The sequence below is a fragment of the Nocardia carnea genome (assembly GCF_029869215.1).
GTDB classification, from domain to species: Bacteria; Actinomycetota; Actinomycetes; order Mycobacteriales; family Mycobacteriaceae; genus Nocardia; species Nocardia carnea_B.
The window spans coordinates 60,484-72,616 of the sequence record NZ_JARWPM010000429.1 but is presented as its reverse complement, the minus strand read 5'-3'; the positions used below and the strand labels follow the sequence as shown (position 1 = coordinate 72,616).

The 12,133-nt window shown below is 66.9% G+C and carries 12 protein-coding genes; 3 read left to right on the top strand and 9 right to left on the bottom strand.

The annotated features are described in order from the left end of the window. Positions 1 to 216: 216 nt before the first annotated feature. Complete coding sequence (locus QH276_RS32270; RefSeq protein WP_280399929.1) at positions 217 to 840, bottom strand: carbonic anhydrase; 624 nt, start codon at positions 838 to 840, stop codon at positions 217 to 219. Positions 841 to 1,035: 195 nt separating this feature from the next. Between QH276_RS32270 and QH276_RS32265 the strand changes: the two genes are divergently transcribed. Then, a complete protein-coding gene (locus QH276_RS32265) occupies positions 1,036 to 1,884 on the top strand; it encodes an A/G-specific adenine glycosylase (protein ID WP_280399935.1) in 849 nt (282 codons plus the stop codon). A 29-nt stretch (positions 1,885 to 1,913) separates the two neighbouring features. On the opposite strand, the gene QH276_RS32260 is transcribed toward QH276_RS32265, so the two are convergent. Beyond that, a complete protein-coding gene (locus QH276_RS32260; RefSeq protein ID WP_280399928.1) occupies positions 1,914 to 2,678 on the bottom strand; it encodes an alpha/beta fold hydrolase in 765 nt (254 codons plus the stop codon). A gap of 42 nt (positions 2,679 to 2,720) precedes the next feature. Between QH276_RS32260 and mhuD the strand changes: the two genes are divergently transcribed. Next, the gene (gene mhuD / locus QH276_RS32255) at positions 2,721 to 3,032 is read left to right on the top strand and encodes a mycobilin-forming heme oxygenase MhuD (RefSeq protein ID WP_280399927.1); all 312 of its coding nucleotides are present in this window, start codon (positions 2,721 to 2,723) and stop codon (positions 3,030 to 3,032) included. Positions 3,033 to 3,105: 73 nt separating this feature from the next. Here mhuD and QH276_RS32250 read toward each other — a convergent pair whose 3' ends face one another. Then, positions 3,106 to 3,549 (bottom strand): OsmC family peroxiredoxin, encoded by a 444-nt coding sequence (locus QH276_RS32250; RefSeq protein WP_280399926.1) that lies wholly within the window; start codon positions 3,547 to 3,549, stop codon positions 3,106 to 3,108. A 56-nt stretch (positions 3,550 to 3,605) separates the two neighbouring features. After that, positions 3,606 to 4,061 (bottom strand): SRPBCC family protein, encoded by a 456-nt coding sequence (locus QH276_RS32245; RefSeq protein WP_280399925.1) that lies wholly within the window; start codon positions 4,059 to 4,061, stop codon positions 3,606 to 3,608. A gap of 188 nt (positions 4,062 to 4,249) precedes the next feature. On the opposite strand from QH276_RS32245, the gene QH276_RS32240 reads away from it, so the two are divergent. Continuing rightward, positions 4,250 to 5,350, top strand: coding sequence for a sensor histidine kinase (locus QH276_RS32240; RefSeq protein WP_280399924.1), 1,101 nt, complete (start codon positions 4,250 to 4,252; stop codon positions 5,348 to 5,350). Between the two features lie 127 nt (positions 5,351 to 5,477). Here the strand turns inward: QH276_RS32240 and QH276_RS32235 are convergent, their stop codons facing one another. From QH276_RS32235 to lysS, 5 genes are all read right to left on the bottom strand, one after another. Next, positions 5,478 to 6,128, bottom strand: coding sequence for a vWA domain-containing protein (locus QH276_RS32235; RefSeq protein WP_280399923.1), 651 nt, complete (start codon positions 6,126 to 6,128; stop codon positions 5,478 to 5,480). Between the two features lie 158 nt (positions 6,129 to 6,286). Then, positions 6,287 to 8,842, bottom strand: coding sequence for an ATP-dependent Clp protease ATP-binding subunit (locus tag QH276_RS32230; RefSeq protein WP_280399922.1), 2,556 nt, complete (start codon positions 8,840 to 8,842; stop codon positions 6,287 to 6,289). Positions 8,843 to 9,120: 278 nt separating this feature from the next. Beyond that, positions 9,121 to 9,744: an FHA domain-containing protein gene (locus tag QH276_RS32225; protein WP_432278667.1), complete on the bottom strand. Its 624-nt coding sequence runs from the start codon at positions 9,742 to 9,744 to the stop codon at positions 9,121 to 9,123. 265 nt (positions 9,745 to 10,009) lie between these two features. Then, a complete protein-coding gene (locus QH276_RS32220) occupies positions 10,010 to 10,372 on the bottom strand; it encodes a histone-like nucleoid-structuring protein Lsr2 (RefSeq protein WP_280399920.1) in 363 nt (120 codons plus the stop codon). 119 nt (positions 10,373 to 10,491) lie between these two features. Beyond that, positions 10,492 to 11,958 (bottom strand): lysine--tRNA ligase, encoded by a 1,467-nt coding sequence (lysS, locus tag QH276_RS32215; protein ID WP_280399934.1) that lies wholly within the window; start codon positions 11,956 to 11,958, stop codon positions 10,492 to 10,494. Positions 11,959 to 12,133 lie beyond the last annotated feature (175 nt).

The following is a 12,133-nucleotide window of genomic DNA, read 5'->3' as shown; positions in this document are numbered from 1 at the left end:
CGGCGCCAATCCACCACATTCCGCAGGAAACCCAGCTCACCCAGGGGCGCGATATCCCGGAGCAGCAGCGCGGTCACCGCGCGGTGCTCATACGAGACATCGAAGTAGCGGGTGAGCAATTCGCGCGCGGCCACCGGCACCCGGTACCCGGGGGCGCCCGGCCGGGCCGCCACGGGCCGGCCGTATATCCGGCGGGCCGGTGCCGCGTGTATCCGGCTAGACGGTTTCCCCGATTTCGCCGACGACGCGCTGCAATTGCGCCCGGCCCTCGGCCAATTTGTAGGTGACGCAGGCGATCGCGCACTGGCCGGTTTCCACCCGCTCGGAGACGATCTTCGACCGTTCCATCAGCAGCTTGCTGGTTTCGACCACGTGGCGGGCCTCGAGTTCGTCCACCGTGTTCAGGCCCTCGCGGCGGCCGATCAGCATCGACGGGGTGACTTTCTCGACGATGCTGCGAATGAACCCTCCCGGCACCTCGCCGCCGTCGAGCGCATCCAGGGTCGCTTTGACCGCACCGCAGGTGTCGTGGCCGAGGACGACGATGAGCGGGACGTTCAGCACACCCACGCCGTACTCGATCGAACCCAGTACCGCGGCGTCGATGACATGACCCGCCGTACGCACCACGAACATATCGCCGAGGCCCTGATCGAAGATCAGTTCCGCGGCCACCCGGGAATCGCCGCAACCGAAAAGGACGGCGGTCGGGCTCTGGCCACCGACGAGCTTGGCTCGGTCGGCAGCACCCTGGCTAGGATGCAACAACGTGCCGTTGACGAAGCGCTCGTTTCCTTCACGCAGCGACTTCCAGGCACTCACCGGGTTGGACTGAGGCATGGTGTCCATTCTGCACGATTCGGTATTGCCCCCGGCTTCGGTCCCGTTACGGCGCGGCGTCGGTCCGCGCGTCGCCGGTGGTTTCGCACGGTGAGGTGGATGGAGCGAGTTCGGGTGAGCAGCAGAGCAGTCGCAGGATCGGAAGCGGGCGGGCACCGGGTTACGCCGGGACCGGCCGGCGTCGACGCCGACGCACTGATCGACTGGTATTCCCGTACCGCCCGCGATCTGCCCTGGCGCCGGCCCGGCGTCACGGCCTGGCAGATCCTGATGAGCGAGATCATGCTGCAGCAGACCCCGGTTTCGCGGGTCGAACCGGTTTGGCGTGAGTGGGTGGCGCGCTGGCCGGTGCCCTCGGCCATGGCGGCGGCGAGCGCGGGCGAGGTGCTGCGTGCCTGGGGCAAACTCGGATACCCCCGCCGGGCCCTGCGGTTGCACGAATGCGCGCGGGTATTGGCGACCGAGCACGCCGACGAGGTCCCCGATGATGTGGAGGTCTTGCTCGGGCTCCCCGGAATCGGGGCTTACACCGCGCGGGCGGTCGCCTGTTTCGCTTACGGACAGCGGGTTCCGGTGGTGGACACCAATGTTCGCCGCGTGGTGGCGCGCGCCGTGCACGGCCGCGGCGAGGCGGGTAACCCGGCAGCCCGCGATCTCCGCGACACCGAGGCGCTGCTGCCCCTCCGGGTCGACCGGGCGGCGGTGTTCTCCGCGGCGCTGATGGAACTCGGTGCCACGGTGTGCACCGCCCGCACACCCGACTGCACGCGCTGTCCGCTACCCCGCTGCGCCTGGGTCACGGCGGGCCGACCGGTGCAGGAATCCATGCGCCGGACCCAGAAGTACGAGGGCACCGACCGCCAGGCGCGCGGCCGGTTGCTGGATGTTTTGCGGGCAGCGACGGAGCCGGTGGACCGCATCCGCCTCGACCTGGCTTGGACCCGCGACCCCGGCCAGCGCGACCGCGCCCTCGATTCACTCTTGGTGGACGGCCTGATCGAGCAGACCGTGGACGGGCGCTTCGCCCTGGCCGGCGAGGGCTGAGACGGCTCCCGCGCGGGGGGCTACGTGGATCAGTTGTCCGGGATGGCATCGGCGGCGAGCACCCGGCCGAGGAACCGTTCGACGGCGGCGCGGTAGCGGACGGGCTGGTCATCGTGGACCAAGTGGCCCGCCTCGGGGATCACGATATGTTCGGCTGCCGGATGAAGGCCGGCCATCCGGCGCATCTGGCCGGGCGGGGTGATGGTGTGTTCGCCCTCGATCAGCAGGGTGGGTACGCGCACCTGTTCCCATTGCGACCAGAACGCGCGGGTGCCCCATTCCTCGGAGATATCGCGAAACGTGGCCACCTCCCCGTGCAGCCGATAGCCGTCCGGAGCCCGTTCGAACGAATTCAGGAAGTAACGACCGGCCACCGGACCGAAGAAATCCAGCATCTGGGCCTCGTCGGCGAACGGCTGCGGCCAGGCTTCGATCATGGCCGCCCAGTGTGCGGCCGTGCGGCCGGTGAAGTCGGCGGCCATATCCTCGACCACCAGCGCCCGGACCCGCTCCGGATACCCGGCGGCGAAAACCCATCCGTGCAGGCCACCCATGGAATGCCCGATAACGACCAGCCGCTCGGTGATCCCCGCGGTGGCCTCGGCGAGATCGGCGACGAACGCGTCGGTGGTGAGTTCGGCCGGAGCCGGACGGCCGTGCCCCGCGGCGTCGAAGGTGTACACATGGCCGTGGTCGCGTAACCACACCACCTGATCGGCCCAGGTCCGGGCGCTGCCCATCAGACCGTGCAGCAGCAGTATCGGGACCCCGGACCCGCCTTCGTCGTGCAACATCGGGTCGAGTGTATTCGGCACAGGTTTCACTAAGCTCGTGCTATGGCTGTTGTGAAAATCAATGCGATCGAGATTCCCGAGGGCGCGGGTCCCGAATTGGAGAAGCGGTTCGCCCACCGTGCGCATGCCGTCGAGAACTCCCCGGGGTTCCTCGGCTTCCAGTTGCTGCGACCGACTGCCGGGGAGAACCGGTATTTCGTCGTCACCCAGTGGGATTCCGAGGAATCCTTCGCGGCGTGGCGGGACGGGCCGGCCAAGGAAGCGCACGCCGGTCAGCAGAACAAGCCGGTGGCCACCGGTGCCTCACTGCTGGAGTTCGAGGTCGTGCTGGACGTGGCCGGCAAGAACGCCTGACCTTCGCCCTCACGGCCGTTGACCCGGTCCGGTTTCCCGGGCTCCCCGCAGGCGAGGGAGCCCGGGAAAACGATCAGGACTCCAGTGCCGCGTCCAAGGTGATCTCGTCCACGCCGGCCAGTGCCTTGCTCACCGGGCAACCCGATTTGGCCGCGGCGGCCGCCGTGGTGAAACCCGCGTTGTCCAGGCCGGATACCCGGCCGCGAACGGTCAGTGCGATACGGCTGATGCGGAATCCGCCGGCCGGGTCGGGGCCGAGAGTGACCGCCGCCGAGACGTCGAGGCTCTCCGGGGTACCACCGGCCTTGGCGATCTCGTTCGACAGGGCCATCGCGTAGCAGGACGCGTGCGCGCCCGCGATCAGTTCCTCCGGGCTGGTGGTGCCACCGGCCTCGTCGGCGGAACGTTTGGGGAAGGACACCTCGTACTTGCCGACCCCCGAGCTGACCAGCTCGACCTGGCCGGAGCCATCCTGCAGACCACCGGTCCATGCGGTGCGCGCGGTACGTGTGGGCATCACAATCCTTTCGAAGACGATTCGTTCGGGTCCGGTGTCGAACCTACTCGCACCACTCAACCGGCCGCAGAAGTTCGCTCGTCGAGGCGGGCCAGCGCCTTCGGCCAGGTCGCGCGGTATCGGTCGCGTGCGGCCTCGTCGGCAAATCCGCTGTGCCGCAGCCGTAACCGGATACCCCGAGGTTGTTTGACGAGCTCCACCCGGACCACGGTTTCCGCCCCTGCGGTACCCGCCGCACCCGTCACCCAGGTCATTTCGACGAGCCGGCCGGGCTCGAGCCGCAGAAACCGCCCGTAGTGCGGGTGCATACTCCCCTCGTGCCGGGTTTCGAAATAGAACGGCTCGTTCACCTCGGGCCGCATCCGTACGGTGGCGGGCTCCGCGAACCAGATATCGAAGCCCTGGGTCCACGCGAGGTACAGCAGTTCGGGCGAGGCTTTCATCACTCGCTCCACTGTCAGCTCGTACGGCCGCGCTGACAGGTCCGGTAAACGCACTTGCTGGTCGACCATCACTGGACCATACCCGCGCCGCGACGGGTGCCGCCGCCGATGCGGTGATCATCGTGCCGCCGCCGCGCGGTTTCGTATCCGAGGCGCGCGATTCGCCACGGCAATACCTCTGGCGCACGGCAAATCCGGGTGTGCAGCGCCGGGTTCGGCCCAGGGGCGAATAGGGTGGTGCAGGTGGAGAGTCCGCGATGACGAGCTGGCAGATGGTCGGACTGCTGAGCTGGCTGGCATTGGCCGCCGCTCTGGTGGTGATGGCGCGGCAGCAGCGTGCGCTCGTACAGGCTCGCCGAGAACGCGACGCCGCGGCGGATACCGCGGCACAGCGGCTACGGGAGCTCGAGGTGAGTACCGAACGCCTGCTGATCGCCCGGGAACTGCACGACGTGGTGGCACACAATCTTTCGCTGATCAATGTGCAGTCGGGGATGGCGCTGCAGCAGGTCGAGAACAAATCGGCGAAGGCCGCGGGAACGGTCGCCGAGATCAAGACCACGAGCCGCAACGCCCTCGAGGATGTGCAGGCCCTGCGGCACGCGATCCAGTCGGTGGATCCGGCCCGCTCCACCCCGCCCGCCGGCGAACAGCAGCCGCCACGCGACACCGGCACCCCTGCCCGGCGCGAACGTGAGAAACCGGCCCGGCGCGGCGGTTTCACCCGGCGCGACCGCACCTCGCCGAACCGCCCCCGCACCTCCGAACCCGCCGGACACGATGCCGCCCCACCGCCCGCACCGGCCCCAGCGCCGCGCGACCCGGATCCGACCATGTCCGACCTCGACGAACTCCTCCGCAAGCCCCGCATCGCCGGCCTGACCGTGCACACCCGGATCGTGGGCACGGCCGGATCGCTGCCCGCGGCCATCGACGAGGCCGCGACCCAGATCGTCACCGAATCACTGACCAACGTTCTGCTGCACGCGCCGGGCGCCGAAGCCACGGTAACCGTCCGTTTCACCGCCGACTCGGTCGACCTCACCATCGACAACACCCGGCCCACCGGCAAACCCGAACACACCGGCCCCACCCGTGGAATGGGCATCATCGCCATGCGCGAACGCACCCACGCGCTGGGCGGGGCGCTGACCGCCGGGCCGAAACCCAGCGGCGGCTATCGGGTCGCGGCGCGCCTACCGAGCCGCCCCCTGCGGGCGGTGGATCCGGACCGGACCTCGCGGTCGCGATCGGGATCGGCCGAGAGCAAACGGGCTACACCGACGGCTTCCGACAACTCCGGTACGCGCGAGCCCGAACGTCGGCCTGTCGAAACAGCCCCCACGTCAACGGAATAGGCCGCCACCGCGGTTCCCGCAGTCGGGCCACCGGCAACCGCGGCAGGTACCTGCCGTCGCTATCGTCCGGCCGGGGCTCGCTCCCCGCGGCCGGTGAACCATCGGTGCGGACCACCGAAGTCCGGAATCACCCTCCCGGATTGGAATCGCGGCGTTCTTCATCGGTGAACCCCGCGGCGCGGGCCGCCCCGGGAGCTCCTGGGGCTTGCAGACGGCCCGAATACGCACCGGCCGCCCGAAAAACGCCCTGTACCCCGGCGGGTGCGGCGCCGTAGGTGATCGACTGCTGGGGTGCGAAACCCAGTTCGGTGCCGATCTGTACGGCGTCCATATTGGCGCCGAGGAACAGGAAATCCCAGTTGTACTGGTTCTGTTGCTGTTCGATCAGCGAGCGGACGGCCGCGTGGGTCCATTCGCGGCTGGAGTTCTCGTGGCCGTCGGTGAGGATGACGACGATCACGGTGCCGGGCCGCTCGGATTCCGGGCGGCCCGCCAGTTCCGTGCCGATATCGGTGACCAGTTTCCCGATCCCGTCGTACAGTGCGGTACCGCCGCGGGGTTGCAGAACCGGTGGCGGCACTTGCTCGAGGGGGATGTTCGAATACAGGCATTCGTACTCGGTGTCGAATTGCGCGAAGGTCACCCGCACGGTTTTCTCGACCTTGCGCTGCTCCTCGAAGAAGGCGGCCAGCCCGCCCTCGGTATCGGATTTGATCGACTGCATGGAGCCGGAGCGGTCCAGCAGGACGGCGATCAGGCTCTGGTCGGGATCAGTCATCGTTCACCCCCGGTTCGGAATGGACCTGTACCCCCACCCTACGTCCCGTGCCGACCGGCCGCCGCCGAATTCCGGGCAGCCGGCTCAGCGCTTCTGGATATGCGAAAGGGCCTGTCCCGCTGTGCAATACAGCTGGACAGGCCCTTCGCGGTATGGGATTACTCGCCCGAGGCGGCCTCGGCCGGGCCCTCGCCCGCACCGGTCAGCACGACCTCCGGCTTCTTCTCACCCTCGTCCTTGGTGAGCTTGGCCTTCGGGGTGAAGGTGAAGCGGGCGTCCTCGCCGGAGCCTTCGCCGTCCCAGCCCTCGACATCGACCACCACGTTCTGGCCGGGGCCGATCTCGCCGAAGAGGATCTTCTCCGAGAGCTGATCCTCGATCTCGCGCTGGATGGTGCGACGCAGCGGCCGGGCACCCAGCACCGGGTCGAACCCGCGCTTGGCGAGCAGGCTCTTGGCCTTGTCGGTGAGCTCCATCGACATATCCTTGTTCTTCAACTGAACGCCGACGCGGCTGATCATCAGATCCACCATCTCCACGATCTGCTCGGTGGTGAGCTGGTGGAAGACGATCACGTCGTCGATACGGTTGAGGAACTCGGGCCGGAAATGCTTCTTCAGCTCGTCGTTGACCTTGAGCTTCATCCGCTCGTAGTTCGAGCCCTCGTTGTTCGACTGGGTGAAGCCCAGGCCGACCGCCTTCGAGATGTCCTGCGTGCCGAGGTTCGAGGTGAAGATCAGCACCGTGTTCTTGAAGTCGACCGTGCGGCCCTGGCCGTCGGTGAGGCGACCGTCCTCGAGAACCTGCAACAGGGTGTTGTAGATCTCCTGGTGGGCCTTCTCGATCTCGTCGAACAGCACGACCGAGAACGGCTTGCGGCGCACCTTCTCGGTGAGCTGGCCGCCCTCTTCGTAGCCGACGTACCCGGGAGGGGCACCGAACAGCCGCGAAGCGGTGAAGCGATCGTGGAACTCGCCCATATCGATCTGGATGAGCGCGTCGTCGTCGCCGAACAGGAAGTTCGCCAGCGCCTTGGACAGCTCGGTCTTACCGACACCGGACGGACCGGCGAAGATGAACGAGCCGGACGGGCGCTTCGGATCCTTCAGGCCGGCACGCGTACGGCGGATGGCCTTGGAGACGGCCTTCACCGCATCCTCCTGGCCGATGATCCGCTTGTGCAGCTCGTCCTCCATACGGAGCAGACGGGTGGTCTCCTCCTCGGTGAGCTTGAACACGGGGATACCGGTCCAGTTGGCCAGCACCTCGGCGATCTGCTCGTCGTCGACCTCGGCCACGACGTCCAGGTCACCGGAACGCCACTGCTTCTCCCGCTCGGCGCGCTTGGCGACGAGCTGCTTCTCCTTGTCGCGCAGCCGCGCGGCCTTCTCGAAGTCCTGCGCGTCGATCGCCGATTCCTTCTCCCGGCGCGCGTCGGCGATCTTGTCGTCGAATTCACGCAGGTCCGGCGGGGCGGTCATCCGGCGGATACGCATCCGGGCGCCGGCCTCGTCGATCAGGTCGATCGCCTTGTCCGGCAGGAACCGGTCGTTGATGTAGCGGTCGGCCAGGGTGGCGGCGGCGACCAGGGCGCCATCGGTGATGGAGACCCGGTGGTGCGCCTCGTAGCGGTCGCGCAGACCCTTCAGGATGTTGATGGTGTGCTCGACGGTCGGCTCGCCCACCTGCACCGGCTGGAAGCGGCGTTCCAGGGCGGCATCCTTCTCGATGTACTTGCGGTACTCGTCGAGGGTGGTGGCGCCGATGGTCTGCAGCTCACCGCGGGCCAGTTTCGGCTTCAGAATCGAGGCCGCGTCGATGGCGCCCTCGGCGGCACCCGCACCGACCAGCGTATGCAGCTCGTCGATGAACAGGATGATGTCGCCGCGGGTGTTGATCTCCTTGAGCACCTTCTTCAGGCGCTCCTCGAAATCACCGCGGTAGCGGCTGCCCGCGACCAGGGAACCCAGGTCGAGGGTGTAGAGCTGCTTATCCTTCAGCGTCTCGGGGACCTCGCCGTTGACGATGGCCTGAGCCAGGCCCTCCACCACGGCGGTCTTACCGACACCGGGCTCGCCGATCAGCACCGGGTTGTTCTTGGTACGGCGGCTGAGCACCTGCATGACCCGCTCGATCTCCTTCGAGCGGCCGATCACGGGGTCGAGCTTGCCCTCCAGCGCGGCCTGGGTGAGGTTACGGCCGAACTGGTCGAGGACCAGCGAGGTGGACGGGGTACCCGTCTCGCCGCGGGCACCGGATTCCACCGGCTCCTTGCCCTGGTAACCGGACAGCAGCTGGATGACCTGCTGGCGGACCCGGTTGAGGTCGGCGCCGAGCTTCACCAGGACCTGGGCCGCAACTCCCTCGCCCTCACGGATGAGGCCCAGCAGGATGTGCTCGGTACCGATGTAGTTGTGGCCGAGCTGCAGCGCCTCGCGCAGGCTCAGTTCCAGCACCTTCTTGGCGCGTGGAGTGAACGGGATATGACCGGACGGGGCCTGCTGGCCCTGGCCGATGATCTCCTCGACCTGGCTGCGCACGCCCTCCAGCGAGATGCCGAGCGACTCCAGCGACTTGGCCGCGACACCTTCACCCTCGTGGATCAGACCCAGCAGGATGTGCTCGGTGCCGATGTAGTTGTGGTTGAGCATCCGGGCCTCTTCTTGGGCCAGGACGACGACACGCCTCGCGCGGTCGGTGAACCTCTCGAACATCGCTCCCTCACTCTCCTGCTCCGGACTCTATGGCCGGCTGACGCCGTGGTGTGTCGTGGACAACCGTCGGACTCAGCCTGCCATGAAGGCCAGGGGTTGCGGCCCCCGCCTCCCACTCTAGTTGGCGGGTGGTCACACTGCCGCCGGTCCACCCTAATGATCTGCAGCCGGTCGCAGCGCTATTCACTCATAACGCCCATACCCACGGATTCGTTTCCCACTCCGGTTTTGCCCAGAGCGAACACCCGGACTTCCCCGCACCGGGGATACGCGCAGGTCTACAGGTCGCGGTCGGTGATGAGCCCGCTACGCATGGCCAGCCCCGCCAGCCGGACCCGCTTCTGGTTCTGCGGCAGGTCCTCGACACCGAATTTGGCGAACAACGCGCGCAAATGTGTTTTGACGGCGTCGACGCTGAGGTACAGCTCGTCGGCGATCTGCTGGTTGGAGGCGGGAGCGGCGAATCCGGCGTCGCCCTTGTAGGGGCGGCACAGCGCGATCAGCACGCCCCGCTGCGCCTCCGTCAACGACCGGACGGTCGGGATGCCGGCACTGGAGGCCCGGGTCGCATCGTCGGCGACCCCGTTGAAATCGTGGAACGACACCAGCGAGGTGCCCATCCGGATGCGGTCGCCCGGCATGAGCCGGCGGCGGCCGTGCAACCGCTCGCCGTTGACGAACGTGCCGTTACGGGACAGGCCGTCGTCCACGATGGTCCATTGCGCGGCGAGATACTCCACGGCGGCGTGCAGCCGCGAAACCTCGGCATCCCAGCGCAGCGAGAGATCGGCACCGGCCGACCGGCCGATCGTGATCCGCTGACGATCGGGGCTCAGCATCACCTCGCGGCGGCGGCCTTCGTCATCGGTGAATCGTAGGAACGAGCCGGCGGATCCGGACACTGCGCCGCTACCTGACCTCTCCATACCGGCAGCAACTGCCGAAATACCACCCCGACCCCCGTACCGCGTTCGCACCGGGCCCGGTACAACCAACACCCCTATGGTGCCGGGCGAGCAGGCGGTCGAGCAAGACTGAACACCGCTGAGCGCAGTGACCCCGGCGCGCAACGCCGGGGCCAGCGGTAATTCCAATTGGCTATCGAGAAAGACCGTACCGTCGCCCGCTTCGGCGGAAATACCTGCCGAACGACGGTTGAAAGAAGAACTATCCCTTCGAGGCCTTGTTGTACGCGTCGGTGATATCGGCGGAGATACGACCCCGCGCGGAAACCTTGTGACCATTCCGGCGCGCCCACTCACGAATTGCCGCGCTTTGTTCGCGATCCATCGTTGCCCGGCCCTTGCTGTTACCACCGGCCGCGGCGACCGCGGACTTCACCCGACGCCGGCCGCTCACCCGGCGGGCGCTGGAAACCCACTGCTCCAACTCGTCCCGAAGCTTCGCCGCATTCGAAGACGACAGGTCGATCTCGTACGACACCCCATCGATTGCAAACTCGATGGTCTCGTCCGCGATGGACTCACCGTCGACATCGTCGATCAGGCTAACGGTGACCTTCTTTGCCATGAGATGAACGTCCTCTCGAAATCGTGCGGCCCGCAAAAATCAGGCCGGATTACCCGAGGCAAGAATACCTCGAATTCGGAAAATTCCAAGACGAGCGATCGGCTATGCAAACCGTTCGCTCAACGGCCGGCGGGCCGCACTATTGGGAACAGTATCGTTTCCCGGATTCCCAATCCGGTGAGCGCCATCAACAACCGATCGATTCCCATACCCGTTCCGGTTGTCGGCGGCATGCCGTGTTCCATCGCGGCCAGGAAGTCTTCGTCCAGCACCATTGCCTCGTCGTCCCCGGCCGCGGCCAGCCGCGCCTGATCGACGAACCGCTCACGCTGAACGACCGGATCGACCAACTCCGAATAACCCGTGGCCAACTCGAAGCCGCGGACATACAGATCCCACTTCTCGGCCACCCCTGCGCGCGACCGGTGCTGCCTGGTCAACGGGGAGGTCTCGACCGGGAAATCACGAACGAAAGTGGGCATGTACAGCTTGTCGCCGTAGCAGTGCTCCCAGAGTTCCTCCACCAGTTTGCCGTGCCCGTAGCCCTTCCCTTCGGGAATTTCGAGACCTTCCCGTTCGGCAAGCGCCAGCAATTCCGGAACAGTTGTTTCCGGAGTCACCTCGACACCCAGCGACTCCGATAGCGAGGGATACATCTCGACCGTTGTCCACTCGCCACCGAGATCGTATTCCGTACCGTCGGCCAGTGTCACGATCTGTGTTCCCAGGGCCTCCTGCGCGACTTCCTGGATCAATTCCCGGATCATCCGCGCGGAGTCGTCGTAGGTGCCGTACGCCTGATAAGTTTCGAGCATCGCGAACTCGGGCGAATGGGTCGAATCGGCACCCTCGTTACGGAAGTTACGGTTGATCTCGAACACTCGCTCGAGCCCACCGACAACGCAGCGCTTCAGAAAAAGCTCCGGCGCAATGCGCAGGTAGAGGTCCATATCGAGCGCGTTGGAATGGGTCCGGAACGGGCGCGCGGCGGCGCCGCCGTGCAAGGTCTGCAACATCGGCGTCTCGACCTCGAGGAAACCCCGGCGTTCGAGCGCGTTGCGCAGTGCGCGCACCACCGCGACCCGGGTCCGGGCCGTTTCCCGGGCCTCGGGGCGCACGATCAGGTCCACATAGCGCTGGCGGACCCGCGACTCCTCGCTCATCTCTTTGTGCGCGACGGGCAGCGGGCGTAATGCCTTCGATGCCATGGACCAGGAATCGGCCATAACACTCAATTCCCCCGTACGCGACGAGATGACCTCGCCGTGCACGAAAACCACATCGCCGAGATCCACATCGGCTTTCCAAGCCGCCAGTGCCTCGGCGCCCACCCCGTTCAGGCTGATCATCGCCTGCAACGTGGTGCCGTCACCCTCCTGCAACTGTGCGAAACACAATTTGCCGGTATTGCGCATGAAGATGACCCGCCCGGCCACACCCACCTGCTGCCCGGTCGCGGTATCGGCTGCGAGATCGGGATGAGCGGCGCGGATTTCGGCCAGGGTGTGCGTGCGGGGCACCACCACCGGATATGCCTCGGTACCGGCCGCGAGTAGCCGTTCCCGCTTCTCGCGCCGGATCCGCATCTGCTCGGGGATGTCGTCGACTTCCGCGGATCGGCCGGATCGCCCCGCGGGAACAGTGCCCGCGGAGCCGCCGGATGACGAGGAGTTCGGGTTGCTCACAGCGAACCACCCTAGCGTGCACGGCAAATCGATTCGTCAGCCGCCCGCCCCTCGACCGCGCGATAAGGAATCGGCG